The following is a 16,586-nucleotide window of genomic DNA, read 5'->3' on the forward strand; positions in this document are numbered from 1 at the left end:
CGCAGGCCGCGGCGAGGCGATCGAGGGCCCGTGGGATGGAGAAGAGGCGATCACCTTGCTCGCCGATCTCGATGCCGGGGCGACCGGAGCGATGACGGGGGACGGGTATCCCGACGGGATCCGGCAGATCGTCGATGCCTACGCGGCAGGCCGGCGCGAAGAGGCCATCGCCACCCATGCGCGCTGGTTGCCGCTGATCAACTACGAGAACCGGCAGACCGGCCTGCAGACGGCCAAGATCCTGATGCGGGAAGGCGGTATCATCACCTCTGAGGCGGTGCGCCAGCCATCCGCTGCAGCCCGTGCATCCGGCCACGCGCGCCGGGCTGATCGAGATCGCGCACCGCCCGGATGCGTTGGTCCTGCGCTGGGGTAAACAGCAAGAAAAACGTGAAGGAGACTTGGTCATGCCTCTCACCGGCGAGGCCGAACCGGAGCGGGCCTGCGCCCTGGCGTGGGACGCGCGCACGACCTCGGTTGGTGTACTCGCGATCCGGCGCTTCCTGCGGCCGGTTTGCTACCAGGACATGCCGGCACGGCTGTTGCCCGAGGCGCTCCGGGACGACAACCCGCTTGGCGTCTGGCGGCGCGTGGACGGCAGGCTCGGCCACTGAGCCGAAGGCCGCTCCGGACCATTCCGGGAATGGTTTCAGACCGGATCGCGACGGTCGATCCGGAACGCCTCGACGAAGCGGGACACCATATTATAGGCGGCGATGGTGGCGACCAGTTCAACCAGCGTCCGCTCGTCAAATTCCGCCCGCACGGCGACGAAGACGTCCTCTGCCACCTGCACCTCGCGCGTCATCGCATCCGTCAGGGCCAGCACGACCCGCTCGCGCGCATCGAAGAGATCCGAATTCCGCCAGTCCGCCAGCCCCTCCAACTGCGCCGCGGTGACCCCTTCGGCACGGGCGAGCGGTATGTGGTGCTCGGCCTCGTAGCCGACGCGATTGAGCATGGCCACGCGCAGGATGACCATTTCCCGCAAGGCTCCGGGCAGCCTGCAGCCCTCCCGCAAGGCGGTGAGGTAATGCAGCCAGCCATGCGCCACTGGCGGGCTGTGCAGCAGCATGCGGTAGAGATGCAACACGCCGCCACGCTGGGCGGAAATCTGCGCCACCAGCCGGGTGTCCTCGGGACGGTCGATCGGCGCGTAGTCGATGCGGGCCATGTTCCGGCTCCTGACCTCGAACGGCTTCTTCTGCACGGAATATCATGCCGCCCGCGCGAGCAGTCGCACTGATCACGAACGCGTCGTCGGGCTGGACAGGCGGCCAGGTGGCGCCGGCGAAATGACACCCTTTCGCCCTGCTCATGGCTACGGACTTGAAACCGGCGATCCGCTCCCCTTCATGTTGCATCGCACAATAAGGGAAGCGTCCTTCGGATCACCTTGCCGGTCTGCCGGCATCTTACCCCGAAAGGACAATCATGAACGATTTCATCAGAGTGGGCGAAACCATGTTGCTCGCTTACGAAGGCGAGCAGCAGATCGCGCGGGCTCTCGTCGCGAAACTCAACCGGGGAATTTCCTGGCTGCTGCAACGCATCACCCGGGCCATGTCGAATCCATCCTGCTCTGTCTCCTGATCCGCCTTGCCCGAGGAGGTGTTCCCCCTTCGGACGAGGTTGATGCCGTTTCCTTTCTACCCGTGGCCCGGACAGGGATGTTTTGATCCGGTGCCATCACATGTCGGAGAGATATTGGCCACGCTGCCCCAAGGTCGGGCAGCATCGCACGGGATGGAACCGGCCACAGTGACTTGCCGATCCAAATTCCGTCCTTTTTGCAACTATTTGCGCAATCGACACATATTGCGATGCACAAAAATACCTTGCAGGCGATAACGGAAATCGGCATACTTCAGGTCGCGGCGTTGCCCTGGGCATGCCGCCTTCTTGGACGTTTCCTCCCTAAACTTGGCGGCGCCGCATAGGCGCCGCCTTTTTTTGCCATAATCATTGCAAAATGTTATTATTCTACTTTTGGCAATAATCCGTACACTCGCCCTTCTTCCGAAAACCCGAGCGGTGCCCTCGCCTGATGGGCCATTCCGGCGGAAGCGCTAGCTTCCGGATCAGGCGCCGGGCGGCACGGGGCAGGCACATGGGCCCGCCCGATCACGTCACATGGTGACCGCAAGGGGTGCCCCAACACCCGGCACACGCTGGCACGACCTGTTGCAGAGATCCCGCAACGCCCTGGGAAAGGCCATAGTCATGGCCATACAGTAACGATATACCCCGGCCGCGGAGCCTCGGATCCACTACGCCCAGGGAACGGAAAATGGGGGAGCAGGTCATTTTCCTGGCACGCGCCAAAGGATGTGCGAACCGGAAGGCGCGCGCCCGGCCGCCGCCGAATGGGCGGTCGCACCAGACCCGGGTAGTCTGCTTTGCGATCTTAAACTCGCATTCACGCCGATATGGCAATGAACGGCTGACCGGACGATGCACCGGGCATGCGGCCATTCGGTTGATGACGAGATGACCGCCGACCACGCAACGACCGAAGAGGAAACGAAGTGATGCCCTGGAGCCAGATGTACGACCCTTTCGGCAGCTTCTGGCTGTCGACCGCAGCGGCAGCGATTCCCGTGATCGTGCTGCTCGGTGCCATCGGCATCCTCGAGATGAAGGCACATTTCGCCGCGTTGCTGGGCCTGGCCACCGCCCTGGTGATTGCGATCGTGGCATTCGGCATGCCGGTATCGATGGCCGCCCTGTCCGCCGCCTACGGCGCCGCCTATGGCCTGATGCCGATCGGCTGGATCATCCTGAACGTCATCTTCCTGTACTTGCTCACCGCCACCAAAGGTGAGTTCGAAGTCCTGCAGAGCAGCATCCGCAACATCAGCGACGACCGTCGCCTGCAATTGCTGTTCATCGCCTTTTCGCTCGGCGCCTTCTTCGAGGGCGCGGCGGGCTTCGGCACACCGGTCGCCGTCACCGCGGCGATGCTGATCGGCCTTGGCTTTTCACCGCTCGCCGCCTCTGGCCTGTCGCTCATCGCCAACACCGCGCCGGTCGCCTATGGCGCGCTCGGCACGCCCGTGATCGCGCTGTCGGCCGTCACCGGGCTCGACCTGCTGGAACTCTCCGCCATGATCGGCCGGCAGTTGCCGTTCTTCTCGATCATCGTGCCGTTCTGGGTGGTCTGGGCCTTCGTCGGCTTCCGCAAGACCCTGGAAGTCTGGCCGGCCATCCTGGTGGCGGGCGTCTCCTTCGCCGTCCCGCAATACCTCATCTCGAACTTCCATGGCCCGTGGCTGGTCGACGTGGTCTCGGCCATCGTCTCGATGGGCGCCCTGGCCCTGTTCCTGCGGGTCTGGCACCCGAAGAACGTCATGCAGGAAGCCCCGCGCGACTGGTCCTCGCCGCCGGAGGAATCCCGCGAGGGACCGGCTGCCCCGGGCTCGCGCGGCGCCGTGATCCGTGCCTGGCTGCCGTGGATCATCCTCAGCGTGTTCGTCTTCCTCTGGGGCATTCCGCAGGTGAAGGCCTGGCTCGACGGACTCTGGGTCGCACGCTTTCCGGTCACGGGCCTGCACAACCTGGTCATGAAGGTGCCGCCCGTCTCCCCGACGCCCAAAGCCGAGCCGGCGATCTACCTGTTCAACCTGCTCTCGGCCACCGGCACCGGCATCCTGCTCGCCGCCGTCGTCTCCGGCTTCCTGCTCGGCTACACCCCGGGTGGACTGATCCGGATGTATGGCCGGACCTTGCACGTCGTGCGGTTCTCGCTGCTGACCATCGCCTGCATGCTCGCCCTCGGCTTCGTCACCCGCTACTCGGGCACCGACGCGACGCTCGGGCTGGCGCTGGCCAGCACCGGCTGGCTCTATCCCTTCTTTGGTGCGCTGATCGGCTGGCTCGGCGTCGCGCTGACCGGGTCGGACACGGCGTCGAACGTGCTGTTCGGCGGCCTGCAGCGCACCAGCGCCGAGCAGCTCGGCATCAGCCCGGTGCTGATGGCCGCAGCCAACAGCTCCGGCGGCGTGATGGGCAAGATGATCGACGCGCAAAGCATCGTCGTCGCCTCAACGGCCACCAAGTGGTACGGCCACGAAGGCAGCATCCTGCGCTTCGTGTTCTTCCACAGCGTCGCCCTGGCCGTGCTGATGGGGCTGCTGGTGCTCGGGCAGGCCTATGTCTGGCCGCTGACCCGCCTGGTGCACTGACAGAAGTCGATCCCGGCCGCGGCGAACGCGGCCGGGAAACCTGCCCTAATCGCCAATGGCGGAATCGGCGGTGCTGGCCCGCTCCCGTTCCGGCTCCCAGCCCGCCAGCAGGTGATAGAGGATGATGGCGCCGAAGGTGGCGGTGCCGATGCCGCCCAGGCTGAAACCGCCGATCCGCAGGGTCAGGTCGCCCGCACCTGCGGTCAGCGCCACCGCCGCGACCACAAGGTTGCGGGCATGCGAGAAATCCACCCCGTTCTGCACCCAGATGCGCCCGCCGGTCGCCGCGATCAGTCCAAACACGACGATCGCCACCCCGCCGATCACAGGCCCCGGCAGGGTCAGGATCAGCGCGCCGAATTTCGGCGACAGGCTCAGCAGCAGCGCGAAGCAGCCCGCGACCACGAACACCAGCGTCGAATAGATCCGCGTCACCGCCATCACGCCCATGTTTTCGGCATAGGTCGTGACCCCGGTGCCGCCGCCGAGGCTCGAGGCGATGGTGGCGATGCCGTCGGCGATGAAGGCCCGGCCGATCAGCGGATCGAAGTTCCGCCCGGTCATGGCGCCAAGCGCCTTCACGTGCCCCAGGTTCTCGGCCACCAGGATGATGGCCACCGGCGCGATCAGGACGATGGCGGAGAGCGAGAACACCGGCTGCTCGAACCGGGGCAACCCGAACCAGGGCGCCGCGGCCAGGGTGGAAAAGTCGATCGGCGCCCCGAAGCCCAGCAGGTTGGCCCCCACGAAATAGCAGCCATAGCCGCACACCGCCCCGAGCAGGATCGGCAGGCGGCGCGCCATGCCACGTCCCTTGACCGCGATCAGCGCCACCGCCAGCACCGTCGCCAGCCCGATCACGGTCGCGAACCCATCCGCCGAGATGCCACGCACGGCAATCGGCGCCAGGTTGAGGCCGATCGCCGCCACGATGGCGCCGGTCACCACCGGCGGCATCAGCCGCTCCACCCAGGCCGTGCCGGCAACCTGCACGACGGCGCCAATCAGCGTGTAAAGCACGCCGGCCGCGAGGATGCCGCCGAGGGCGACGGGAATATTCAGATTCGGGCCCTGCCCGGCATAGGCGGTCGCCGTCACCACCACGGCGATGAAGGCGAAGCTCGATCCGAGATAGCTCGGCAGCCGTCCGCCGGTGATGACGAAGAAAACCAGCGTGCCGACACCGGAGAAGAAGATCGCGGTGTTGGGATCGAAGCCCATCAGGATCGGCGCCAGAGCCGTCGCCCCGAACATGGCGACGACGTGCTGCACGCCCATGACCACCATCTGCGGCCAGGGCAGGCGCTCGTCAGGGCCGATGTCGCCGCCGGTCCTGACCGGCCAGCGCGGAAAGAAACGAGTCACGTCAGGACCTCCATGCCAGGCCGGGCGGCCCGGTGCTGCGACTGCGGTGGGATCGTAGCGGTGCGCTATAGCACCCGCCCCTGATCGGGTATCCCGGATCACGGGACGGGACGGATGCATATTTCGCGTCCAGATCGTTATCCGACGTGCCCCAGCATCCGCTCGACGATCTCCGCGACCAGGTCGGGCAGCACCGTGAAGGCATAGGCGGCGTCCACGCGCTCAAGCGGCGTGTGGTAATCGCGTCCCCAGGGGCCGGCATTGACGATCGGCACCTCGCCGAGCGCCGGACCGTCCGGCCAGGGCAGGCCGGCGCCCCAGCAGGGGGTGTCCCGCGCAATCGCCGGAATCGCCGCCGCGTCGGCCTGACCGATGAAGCTCATGTCGGAAATGCCGCGGAAATAGGCGCAGGTGCCAATGGAAGTGCCATGCCGGGCGCCCACGCATGAGGTGGCCTCCCGCACGGCGGCGGCGAGCCGGACGGCGTTGGCATCCGGGCCGAGCGTCGCCGGCAGATAGGGCAGGGAAGCGAAACCCAACACCACGGCAGGCCCGCTGCGTCCGGAGAGAGACAACACCTTCTCGGTGATGCGCCGGCATTGTTCAGGCAGGTCGAGTCCCGCCTCCGCCACCTCGGCGGCAAGCGCCGCGATCGCGGCCTCTGCCTGCGGGCGGCGCGCCAGCACGGAGGCAAGCAACTCCGAATAGCTCAGGACCGCCACCTCCGGCAGCGCCCCATCGCCAAGGGCCGCCTGCCGCCGCGCCCCGAGCGCCGCCACCGTGTCCGCCAGGGCACGCCCGGCGATGGCGCGGACCGCGTCCATCACCTGCACCGGCCCCTGCCGGTGACAGGCGACGTTCCAGAACATCCAGACCGAGCCCGGCATGGTCACGTCATAGCCCGGCTTGGTGTCGCGCATGCCGAGCAGGGTCGGCCCGGAGGCAACCTCCTCGCCGGTGCGCTCGACCAGTTCGGGCGCCCACTCCATCGCCGCAGCCAGGCTGCCGGCGAGGGCACAGGCCCCCAGGCCGGTGAAGCTGTCGGCGACATGGGCGGCGCGGCCAACCACCAGCGCGCTCGGCAGCAGCTTGCCGACACTGCCGAGCGCCACCTGCCGCCCCGCCGTGCCGTCGCCGGGATCGCCGATGGAATCGAGGTTGATGGCCGCCACGATGGCAAGGCCATGCCGGGCGGCGATGTCGTGCAGGGCCGGGGCGGCGGCGCGGGCGCCGGCGGAGTTCGCCTCTTCGTCCGGCACCGCCAGGAACAGCAGGTTGCCGATGCGGTCGGGCGCGGCGGCAAAGGCTTCCAGCACCGCGAGCGCCGCCGCCAGCCCCGATTTCATGTCCATCAGCCCACGCCCCGGCAGGAAGGCACCGGAGGCCAGGTCGTCCCGCGCCTGGCGCTCCGCGTCCGAGGCCGGCTCGGCGAGACGGGCGAGCAAGGCCGGCCGCAGCGCCTCCGGATCGAGCGCCAGGTCGCGCAGATCGCCGTAATCATCGGTGCGGACCGTGTCGAAATGACCCGTCAGCACCACCGTCTCCGCGCCACGGCCACGCACCAGGGCGGCGACGCAGGCACGCGGGAAACGCCCCCCCGGGACCGGAATGGTCCAGACATCCGCGGCGCGCCCAGCGAAGGCGGGACGAGCGCGCAACATATCGGCGAAGCGCGTCGCGAAGGCGGCTTCCTCGGTGGTGCCGGTGACGCTGGGTATGGCAGTCAGGGTCAGCGCCCAGGTGCGGGCGGCATCAGGGGCGGGGCGAAGCGGCATAAGGGAAGTCCTGAAGGCCAGGGCTCCGCCCTGGACCTGCCAAGGGCCATAAGGCCCTTGGATCCCATTCGCGCTGCGCGGCACAGAATGGGTTCCAAGGGCGGAGCCCTTGGCGAGGTCCAGGGGCGGAGCCCCTGGCAGGGTTCGGGGCAGCGCCCCGACGAAGCGGCTAGAGCGGCAACACCGGCAGCGTGACCCGGCTGGGCCGGCCGCGATCACAGAACACGGTATTCACCGCCACGCGGTGTCGTCGCGACATCCCGTCCGGTTCCCCGGTATTCGGGTTCACATCGAATTTCGGGAAGTTGGAGGAAGACACGTCGATCCGGATGCGGTGTCCCGGCAGGAACAGGTTGGCGATGTTGATGCCGAGCCGGATGCGCACCACCTCGCCCGGGCGACGGATCTGCGGGTCGCCCGGGTCCTCGGCGTAGCGCAGCCGCTGGATGGTATCGCCGAGCAGCATCGCGTAGCCGCGCGGGTAGTCGGCATTGGCCGGGTGCACGTCGATCAGCTTGACGGTGAAGTCGGTGTCGGGGCCGTTGGTCGCCACCCACAGCTCGAACTCCACCCGCCCGACCACCTGCACGGCGTCCGCGAGCGGCGCGGTCTGGAACACCAGCACGTCCGGCCGGGAGGCAAGCGGCAGATAGGGCGGGCGGCAGCCGAAGAACTCCGGCGATTCCACCTGGTCGAAGCTGCCCGCCACCGCGAGCGGCTCAAGCGAGGCGAAGCTGCCGCCGATCGTCGGCACCGGGTTCGCCGGATCGAAATCGAAGGCCAGGGCGCCGCCATTGTCGGACGCCTCGGCGTCGAGCCGCCCGTCGGCATGCAGGTGCAACACCTGCGGTGCCACCTCGGCGGGCGGCCAGTCGGTCGCCGTGATCCAGCGCCCGCCATGGTCGAGATGCCCGGCTTCGGTCCGCCGCCCGCTGCCGCCGCCCATGACGAAGACGCGCACCGGCGGTTCGGTGTTGGCGGTGCCCTGGGTCGCGGCCTCGAAATGGCGCAGCCGGTAGGACAGCCAGTCGCCGGCCCAACTGTCGATCGGCGCCTCCGGCCCGAAATCGACATCCCCGGCGACGCGGCCGCTGCGGTCGCCATGGGTCCATGGCCCCAGGATCAGCCGCTGCCGCCCCCGTCCCGCAGCGCTCAGCCCGCAGAAATTGCCGATCGCCGTCGGCACGTAGGCGTCGAACCAGGACGACATGTGCACGCAATCGGCCCGGCTGAAGCGATGGTAGAACCCCTCCGCCCAGATGCCGGCCTGCTTCCAGAACCCATCGCGGGGACCATGCCGAAGCTGGTCGAGCAGATAGGCCTCGTAATCGGGATGGTGGCGCAGCGGCGAGTGGCCCGGCCGCCAGGGCAGGCGGGTGATCCAGGCGTGGATGTCCTCGGCTTCCAGCGCCGCGCGCAGCACCGGATCGGCGAGCGCCTCCGGTGATTGCCGCGCCTCGCGCAGCGCCCAGGTGATGTGGCGCAGCTCGAAGGCGCCGTTGTGGCGGATGCCGCTGGTCCAGGCGTCGTTGAAGCCGCCGCTGTCCAGCACCTGCGCGATCACCCCCGGCGGATCGAGGCAGCCCAGGGCGGCCGCGGCATGCGCGCCGTAGGACAGCCCGATGGTACAGATGTGTCCATCGCACCAGGGCTGGCTGGTGATCCACTGGCAGGTGTCGACGCCGTCCTCGGCATCGGCGAGGTATTTCACGAAACGGCCTTCGCTGCCGTGCCGGCCGCGGCAATCCTGCAGCACCACGGCATAGCCGCGCGCGGTGAAGCGCGCGGCCAGGCCGGGGCCATCGACCGGCGCCGGCTCGGCCTGGGAAAGCTCGCTGCGCCGGATCGCGGCGCGGCCATAGGGCGTGCGTTCCAGCACGACCGGCCAGGGTCCGGTCCCCTCGGGAAGGTAGATATCGGTGGCAAGTCGCACACCGTCGCGCATGGCGACCATTTCGGTGGGCATGGGGTCTCTTTCCCTCCGCTCCTTCCAGCAACGTGCTGAGATGCGGCCCGCGGGTCAACCACGAGCACGCAGGCCTCCCGCGCATAAAGGGGACGTGGCGGCGGAATCGGGTTGATCAGTATTCGAACTGGTAGCGCAATCCGATGCTGGTGCCGTTGGTGTCGTTGGTGGTGCTCGACCCTGTGGCGCCCTGGCTTTGCCCGGTGGTCGCCTCCAGCTTCAGGCCGCGGGTCAGGTCCATCTGCACCACCGCCTCGGTGCCTGATCCGTTGGTGCCCTGCCGCGCCCCCACATACAGGCCGGGGGCGACGTAGCGCCCGGCTTCCACCGCCGCGCCTCGGCCGCCCTCGCCGCCGGACACGGTGAGCCGGTCGAGCCCGAGCGTGCTGCGGACCGAATTGAGCGGGTCGAAGCCACCGCCCACGCCGCTGATCTGCGCCACCGCCTGGGCGATCTGGGCGATCTGCAACGGGCCGAGGCTGGTGGCGCTCTGGCCGAACAGCAACTGGGCCAACACCTCGTCCTGCGGCAACTGGGGCGTCGAGGACAGGGTGATCTGCGGCTTGCTGGCGTAGCCCGTCACCTCGAGACTGGCGGTGACGCTGGCGGTCTGAGTGGTCGCCACGAAGTCGAGCGTCGGGTCGATCTTGCCGCTGCCGTCGAATCCCACCTCGCCCTTGGTGAAGGTCAGGGTCTGGCCGGCGAGGTTGAACTCGCCGCGGCGCAGCCTGAAGCTGCCCTCCGGCTTCGGCGCGAGGGTGGTGCCGCCGACATGCAGGTCGCCGGCCAGTTCCGCATCCAGGCCGCGCCCGCGCACGAAGATCCGTCCCGGCGCGGTCAGGGTGATGTCGAGGCCGATCTCCGGGCCGGGGGAGGGGGGCGGTGGCGGCTTCTCGCCGGGCCGGCGCACGTTCAGCACCGCCACCTTGGCGGGCATGCTCTCGGGGATGCGGATCTCGGCCCGCTGGATACGGATCCGGCCGGAGGTGTCCATCCGTTGCTGCACGGCGCCGCGTAACGCGAGATTGGCGTCCAGCACCACGCTGAGCTGATCCGAACGCAACGGGCTGGCATCGCTGGCGACCAGGGTGAGGTCGACCGGCATCGGCGCGGCGAGCCCGACCGAACCACCAAGTACGATAGTACCACGACCGGCGCGCGCGCCCAGGCGCGGGATGCGGATGGTCTCGCCATCGACCAGGATGGTCCCCTGGATCTCGTCCAGCCGGGCCCCGAGGGCGAAATCCTGCACTTCGCCGTCCACGATCCGCACGGTGCCGTTGGGGCGCGGGGCGGCAAGCGTGCCGCCGATGCTCGCATCGAGCATCACCCCGCCGCGCAGGCGGCGGCCATCGGCGGCCAGGATCGGATTGAGGGTGGTGAGGTCGATGCTGCCCTGCGCGCGCAGGTCGAGCGCCCGGTCCGGCGCGATCGGCACGGTGCCGGCGACGGTCAGCCGGTTGCGACCGGCGACCAGGGCGGCATCGATGCGGGCGGTTTCGCCGCGCAGCGTGGCATCCGCGCTGAGCGATGCCGCCGGCAGCCCCGCCGCCGCCCCGGTGGTCATGCGCCAGCCGGTCGCGCTCAGCCGCAGCGTCCCGGTCGGCCGCGCCGTGGTGCCCTGCAACCGTGCCTGCGCCTCCAGCCTGCCGTCCGCCTGCAGATCCGGCGCCACGATGCGGGCGAGATCGGCGGTGACGTTGCGCAGCGACGCGGTCAGGTCGAGCGTCGGCGAAATCCGTCCGGCCAGCTCCAGCACCGCGGCGCGCAGGCCGAGCCGGAGCCGGTCGATAGCAAGCCCATCGGCGAAGGCGATGCGCACCGGGGCGAGCAGGCGCAGCGTCTCGCCCTGCCAGCGCGCCTGCAACGACCCGACCGAGAGCGTCCGCGCCGGGGCGTCGAGCGTGGCCGCCGCCTGGGTGGCCAGGTCGGCGCCGGCGATCCCGCTCAGCGCCGCGTTCAGCCGCAGGGCCAGCGCCTGCTGCGGTCCCTTTGCGTCCAGCCGGACGGTGCCGCCGATCCCGCCCGCCTGCAGCCCGGAGACCACCAGCCGCGCGTCGGTGGCCGGATCGCCGGCGGGATCGCGGACCTCGGCGGTCAGGGTGGCCTCGTTCAGCGTGGCCGTGCCCGGCAACCCGGCCCTGGTGACGCGCAGCGACAGCCGGGCGACCGGGGGACCGCCTTCCGCCTCGGTCCGTAGCGTGGCCTCGATGCCGCCAGTGAGTGGGCGGCCGACGAAGCCTCGGAAATCATCGAGGCTGCCGACCCGCAGCGACAGGGTCCCGAGCGGCAGCACCGCCCCGGGCGGCAGGTCGAGCGTGCCCTCGGCCCGGGTGCTGCGCCATTCCGTGCGCTCGATCGCCACGTGCACGGCACCATCGATGGCCCGCGCGGCACTCACCGCCAGGGTCAGCGGCGCCGCGTCGAGCGTACCTTCGGCGGTGATGCTCGCTTCCGGACGGGACGGCAGGCCCCGTGCCCGGACCGCGGCATGGATCGCCCCCAGGGGAAAGCCGGTCGTCGCCAGCAGGCCGGTCAGCTCGGAGGTCACCGTCAGGTCATCGGTCGGCCCCTCGGCCCGGCCCTGCGCGCTGAGCGTGCCGAGCAGGCGGTCGGATAGCGCGCTCAGGTCGGACAGCCCGACCCGCCAGTCCAGCGCCACCGCGCCCCCTTGCAGCCCCCCGCTGGCGGCCAGGGTCACCCCATCGCCATCGAGCTTCAGGCGGGAGAGGGTGACATCGCCGCCGTGCAGCCGGGCCGCGGCCGTGAGCGTAGCGGCGGGACCGATCAGCGCCGGCACCGGCGCCATGCCGCCGGTGATGCCGAGCGTCCCGTCCAACTGAAGCTGTGTGATCTCGCCCTCGACGGCCGCCTTCAGGTCGAGCTTCGCACTCCCCTGCAGCGCCACCCCGCCGGCTGCCGCCAGCCGGCCCAGTTCCGGCACATCGAGCGTGGCGTCGGCGGCAATCCCGCCGGCGGTGCGGGCGGTGCCTTGCAGGCCGATCAAAGGGTGGGAGAGATCGAAGCGCACCGGCCGGTCCGGCGCGTCGAGCCGCGCCTCGGCGGTCAGGCGCAGCGGGGTGTCTTCCAGCAGGCCGGGTTGCGGGCCGGGCAGGCGGATTCCCTCGGCACTGGCGGTCAGCCGCGCCAGCCCGTGCTGTACCGTGGCGTCGGCGACGAGGCGACGCAGCCCCGCCCCGGCCGCCTCCAGCCGGTCCAGCCGCAGCGTCCCGGCCGCCTCGGGCGTGGCAAGCGGCCCGGTCAGGTGCGCCTTCAGCGCGATCCCCTGCCAGGCGAGATCCGGGCGCGGCCGCATCGCCGGCGCCGCCGCCGCGACATCCAGATCGGCGCTGCGACCCCGCAGGTCGATCCGCCCGTTCGCCGAGGCAGTCAGTTCCCCCGCGCGCAGCGTGAGGCGGGTGGCGGCACCGGTCCAGGGACCATCGACCGACGCGTAGGCATCGATCGCGCCCAGATCCGGCAAGCCGGCCATGCGGCTGATCAGCCCGCCGGCCGGCTCCTGCGCGGTCAGCCGCGCCTGCAGGGCATCCGTCCCGATATCGCCCCAAACATGATAAGTACCCGGCGAGTCCACCCGGGTGACGCTGACATCGGCGCTGCCTTGCGTGAGCGAGTCCAGTGCCGCGCGCCCATCCACCGCCAGCACCGCCGCGGCACCAGCCACCGGCGCACCAACCTCCACCCGGTCCACGTGCACGCGATCGGCCACCACCCGCACCGGCAGGCTGAAGCCGCCGCCAGAAGAGGAGGTCGGCGCCGGTGTCGGTTCCGCCGGGACGGGCAGGCGCGGCACCGCTACGCGTACCGCGGTCAGGCTCTCGACCTTGGCGGTGCCGGCCAGCAGCTTTGTGGGCGACCAGTCGAGCGCCGCGTCCTCCACCACCAGCCAGGCGCCTCCGGTGTCGTGGATCTCCACCCGGGCCAGGCGCAGCCGGTCGGGGAAGCGGCCTTCGAGCCCCTGCAGCACCACCATCCCGCCGGTTGCCTGGGCGGTGACCCGCTCGGCCAGGCGGCGCCCGGCATCGGTGTTGAGCCCCACGAACACGGCCGCCACCACCAGCAGCAACAGGATCCCCAGCGCCAGCGTCACCCAGCCGAGGATCCGCAGCGCGCGCATCAGAAGGCCTGTCCGATACCAATATAGAGGCCGAAATCGTCGCCGCCGCGTTCGCGCGTCAGCGGTACCGCCACATCGGCCCGGATCGGCCCGATCGCGGTGTAGTAGCGCACCCCCACCCCGGCACCGACCGCGAGATTGCCGCTGAACGGCACGCCATTGGTGCCGACCTGCCCGGCATCGACGAAGACCGCCGCCCCCCAACTGGTGCCGAAGCGCTGGCGGAACTCGATGCTGCCGAAATCCACGGAATTGCCTCCGGTCGGGTTTCCGCTGGGAAATTTCGGTCCGACCGACTGGTAGCGGAAGCCGCGGATGGAGCCGCCGCCGCCGGCATAGAAGCGCTGGTCGGGCGGGACATCGAACACCGCGGCCCCGTTGATCGCGCCGACGAAGCCGCGCAGGGCAAGGATGCTGCGCCCCTCGGTGCCGAGCAGCCAGTTGCCCACATCCAGGTAGGTGGAGGCGGAAGCCTGCACGATCACGAAGCTGGCGTCCCGCCCCGCACCGGTAGCCATGCTGTAGGTGGGGGTGACCAAGACGTTCGCCCGCACCCCCGAAACCGGGTTGAACGGATCATGCGTGCTGTCCCAGGTCACGCCCAGCGGCGCCTGCAGCAGCGTGTAGTTCCGGCCGATTCCCTCCTGCTCGATATAGGCCTTCTCGAACTGCAGGCCGCCACTGACCGTAAGCTCTTCGGTCAGCCGGCGCGCCAGCGTCGCCCCGATGATCGCTGCGGTACGATCGTAAGCATCGAGGTATTCCCGCACCGCCAGCAGGTTGAACGTCAGGGACTGGCCGCGCTGCAGCCAGTCCGGCAGCACCAGCGTGGTATAGGCGTTGTACCCCGGCTGCCGCGCCGCGGTGCCGCCGAGCTGGCTGGCGGCCGCGCCCAGGGTCAGCATCTCGGCGTTGCCCCACAGGTTGCGATGGGTCCAGGAGGCACCGACGCTGCCGCCCTCGTCGGTGGAGAAGGCGGCCGACAGGTTCACCGCGTGCAGCGGGCGCTCGGATACGTCCACCGTCATCGGCAGGCGCCCATCCGCATCCAGGGCGGTGCCGGGGGTGATGCGCACCGCCCCCAGCGCCGGCACGGCGGCAAGGTCCTGGCGTGCCTTGGCGATCGCGGCCGGGTCGAAGACCTGGCCGGGCTGCAGCAGCAGGCGGCGGCGGATATAGGACTCGTTCAGCCGCCGTTCGCCGGTGATGGCGATCCGCCCGAGATCGACGCGCGGGCCGGCCTCGACCGGGAAGGACACATCCAGCGCCCGGGCATCCGGAATCAGGTACGCCTGCGGCTCGCCGACCCTGGCGAGGGCATGGCCGGCATTGAGCAGCGCCGTCTGCATCCGTTCGCCCGCGGCCAGCACATCGGCGGCGCGGGCAGGATCGCCCGGCTGCAGTTGCAACGCCTCCCGGGCCGCGGCGGGGGTGCCCGGCGGCAGGGTGATGCTGCGGAGGTGGAATTCGGGCCCTGTGGTCAGGGTGACCTTGACCGGAACGCTGGTCTCCGGCGGGATCCGGTCGAGCAGGTCCACCAGCGCCGGATCGTCGAGCGGATGATCGGCGATCGTGATGGCCACGCGTCCGTCATAGTACCCGAAGCTGTTCAGGGCGGTCTGCATGCGCCCGACATCGTTGCGGGCCCGACCGATCAGGGCGAAGGGCCCGACCGGCGCGGTGTCATGTAGCGATAGCAGCGTGGAGGACGCCTGCGCGGCGGCATCGAGCGCGGCGTCGCCGGTCGGCGCAATGGTGACCTCGTAGGGTTGCGGGTCGGCAGCATGGCCGCGCTCGTCCTTCAGCCAGAACGCCAGGGCAAGCGACAGCATGGCCAGGGCCGGTGCGCGTGGCCGGCGACGACTGCCAGGGAAATGAGGGTCACGCGGCATCCGGTCTCCAAACGTGACAGATGCGGCAAGGTTGGCAAGCCCGCAGCGATATCAGACCGATCAAGGAATAAACTGCGCCCGCGCACCGCGCGTGCCGGTGCCAGTACCGGCAGCGCAATCGCGTTGCCGGCGTGACGGCACGATCGTTGGCTGATTTCCGGCAAACGTCACATCCCTGTCATTGTGCCAGGACGCGTCGCGCGCTATCGGTCCGATTTGCAATGCAAGCCACTCCTCGCCGCCTGAAAGCCAAGCGCCTGCTGCTGCGCCGTCCGGACCTGGACGCGGACGCGGCCAACTGGGTCGCCATGCTGCCCCCTGGCCGCTCCATGCTGCGCCGGCTGCGCGCGCTGCGGCGCATGGTGCTGGTCCTGCTGTGGGCGCTGCTGGCCGGATTGATCCAGGCGCTGCTGATCGCGCTGCCGGGAAAGGCAAAGATCGCCTTCGCCAAATTCTACTGGATGGTGAATTGCCGCCTGATCGGCATGTCGGTGCGCGTGATCGGTACGCCGGCCCGCCGCACCGCCGACGGGCGACCGATCGTCTATGTCTCCAACCACTCTTCCTGGCTCGACATCCCGGTGCTCGGGGGCAAGCTCGAAGCCTGCTTCATCGCCAAGGAAGAAGTGGCGCGCTGGCCGTTGATCGGCACTCTCGCGCGACTCGGCCGTACCGTCTACGTGCGCCGCCGCCGCAGCTCCACCGCGCGCGAGCGCGATGAGATGCGCGATCGCCTTGCCGGCGGCGACAGCCTGATCCTGTTCCCGGAAGGCACCACCTCCGACGGTTCGCGGGTGCTGCCGTTCCGTTCCTGCTTCCTCTCGATCGCCGAGCTGCCGGTGACCGCGGATGGGAAGCCGGCGCTGGTACAGCCGGTGTCGGTGGTGTACGACCGGCTGTCGGGCCTGCCGACCGGCCGGGTCAACCGCCCGCTCTTCGCCTGGTACGGCGACATGGATATCGGCTCGCATTTCTGGCGCCTCGCCCAGCATCGCGGCCTGCGCGCGACCGTGCTGCTGCATGCGGCGCTCGACCCGAGCGCCTTCGCCAGCCGCAAGGCGCTGGCCCAGGCCACCTGGGCGGCGGCAGCCGAGGGAGCAGCGATGCTGCGGCAGAACCGTCCCGCCCGGCCGGTCGTTCCGGACGGTGCCGAGCAGGCGGCCGAGGCCGCCCGGCCGGCCTACGCGTGACCGGCCCGGCCGGCATTGCCGGCCGTTCCCCCGGCGCAGCAAATCAGTCGCGGCACATAACCTGTCACTTGACATG

General features: G+C 69.8%; 11 protein-coding genes. 5 read left to right on the forward strand and 6 right to left on the reverse strand.

The annotated features are described in order from the left end of the window. Positions 1-55 precede the first annotated feature (55 nt). Positions 56-376 carry a beta/alpha barrel domain-containing protein gene (locus NBY65_RS34270; RefSeq protein WP_338110433.1) on the forward strand — a complete coding sequence of 107 codons (321 nt, stop codon included), beginning with the start codon at positions 56-58 and terminating at the stop codon, positions 374-376. Between the two features lie 31 nt (positions 377-407). Beyond that, a complete protein-coding gene (locus NBY65_RS10330; RefSeq protein ID WP_456313105.1) occupies positions 408-614 on the forward strand; it encodes a hypothetical protein in 207 nt (68 codons plus the stop codon). 35 nt (positions 615-649) lie between these two features. Here the strand turns inward: NBY65_RS10330 and NBY65_RS10335 are convergent, their stop codons facing one another. Further along, positions 650-1,174: a carboxymuconolactone decarboxylase family protein gene (locus tag NBY65_RS10335; protein ID WP_150043570.1), complete on the reverse strand. Its 525-nt coding sequence runs from the start codon at positions 1,172-1,174 to the stop codon at positions 650-652. Positions 1,175-1,434: 260 nt separating this feature from the next. Between NBY65_RS10335 and NBY65_RS10340 the strand changes: the two genes are divergently transcribed. Together NBY65_RS10340 and NBY65_RS10345 are read left to right on the forward strand one after the other, a co-directional pair. After that, complete coding sequence (locus tag NBY65_RS10340; RefSeq protein ID WP_162530777.1) at positions 1,435-1,593, forward strand: hypothetical protein; 159 nt, start codon at positions 1,435-1,437, stop codon at positions 1,591-1,593. Between the two features lie 938 nt (positions 1,594-2,531). After that, complete coding sequence (locus tag NBY65_RS10345) at positions 2,532-4,184, forward strand: L-lactate permease (protein WP_150043568.1); 1,653 nt, start codon at positions 2,532-2,534, stop codon at positions 4,182-4,184. 45 nt (positions 4,185-4,229) lie between these two features. Here NBY65_RS10345 and NBY65_RS10350 read toward each other — a convergent pair whose 3' ends face one another. The 5 genes from NBY65_RS10350 to NBY65_RS10370 form a co-directional block, all read right to left on the reverse strand. After that, on the reverse strand, positions 4,230-5,549 hold the full coding sequence (locus NBY65_RS10350) for a solute carrier family 23 protein (protein ID WP_239003006.1): 1,320 nt from the start codon (positions 5,547-5,549) through the stop codon (positions 4,230-4,232). Between the two features lie 137 nt (positions 5,550-5,686). Continuing rightward, entirely contained in the window at positions 5,687-7,324 is a 1,638-nt protein-coding gene (locus tag NBY65_RS10355; protein WP_150043564.1) for a M20/M25/M40 family metallo-hydrolase, read from the reverse strand. A 169-nt stretch (positions 7,325-7,493) separates the two neighbouring features. After that, positions 7,494-9,290 (reverse strand): CocE/NonD family hydrolase, encoded by a 1,797-nt coding sequence (locus tag NBY65_RS10360; RefSeq protein WP_150043562.1) that lies wholly within the window; start codon positions 9,288-9,290, stop codon positions 7,494-7,496. A gap of 115 nt (positions 9,291-9,405) precedes the next feature. Beyond that, entirely contained in the window at positions 9,406-13,428 is a 4,023-nt protein-coding gene (locus NBY65_RS10365) for a translocation/assembly module TamB domain-containing protein (protein ID WP_150043560.1), read from the reverse strand. Next, positions 13,428-15,320 carry an autotransporter assembly complex protein TamA gene (locus NBY65_RS10370; RefSeq protein ID WP_150043558.1) on the reverse strand — a complete coding sequence of 631 codons (1,893 nt, stop codon included), beginning with the start codon at positions 15,318-15,320 and terminating at the stop codon, positions 13,428-13,430. Before NBY65_RS10370 ends, NBY65_RS10365 begins: the two co-directional genes overlap by 1 nt. Positions 15,321-15,541: 221 nt before the next feature. Between NBY65_RS10370 and NBY65_RS10375 the strand changes: the two genes are divergently transcribed. After that, positions 15,542-16,510 carry a lysophospholipid acyltransferase family protein gene (locus tag NBY65_RS10375; protein ID WP_150043556.1) on the forward strand — a complete coding sequence of 323 codons (969 nt, stop codon included), beginning with the start codon at positions 15,542-15,544 and terminating at the stop codon, positions 16,508-16,510. Positions 16,511-16,586: the final 76 nt, after the last annotated feature.

This window comes from Rhodovastum atsumiense, assembly GCF_937425535.1.
Classification (GTDB): Bacteria; Pseudomonadota; Alphaproteobacteria; order Acetobacterales; family Acetobacteraceae; genus Rhodovastum; species Rhodovastum atsumiense.

Coding starts and splice junctions, on each gene's coding strand:
- NBY65_RS10330 (WP_456313105.1), top strand. CDS start 408: ATGCCTCTCACCGGCGAGGCCGAACCGGAGCGGGCCTGCGCCCTGGCG.
- NBY65_RS10335 (WP_150043570.1), bottom strand. CDS start 1,174: ATGGCCCGCATCGACTACGCGCCGATCGACCGTCCCGAGGACACCCGG.
- NBY65_RS10340 (WP_162530777.1), top strand. CDS start 1,435: ATGAACGATTTCATCAGAGTGGGCGAAACCATGTTGCTCGCTTACGAA.
- NBY65_RS10345 (WP_150043568.1), top strand. CDS start 2,532: ATGCCCTGGAGCCAGATGTACGACCCTTTCGGCAGCTTCTGGCTGTCG.
- NBY65_RS10355 (WP_150043564.1), bottom strand. CDS start 7,324: ATGCCGCTTCGCCCCGCCCCTGATGCCGCCCGCACCTGGGCGCTGACC.
- NBY65_RS10360 (WP_150043562.1), bottom strand. CDS start 9,290: ATGCCCACCGAAATGGTCGCCATGCGCGACGGTGTGCGACTTGCCACC.
- NBY65_RS10365 (WP_150043560.1), bottom strand. CDS start 13,428: ATGCGCGCGCTGCGGATCCTCGGCTGGGTGACGCTGGCGCTGGGGATC.
- NBY65_RS10370 (WP_150043558.1), bottom strand. CDS start 15,320: ATGCCGCGTGACCCTCATTTCCCTGGCAGTCGTCGCCGGCCACGCGCA.
- NBY65_RS10375 (WP_150043556.1), top strand. CDS start 15,542: ATGCAAGCCACTCCTCGCCGCCTGAAAGCCAAGCGCCTGCTGCTGCGC.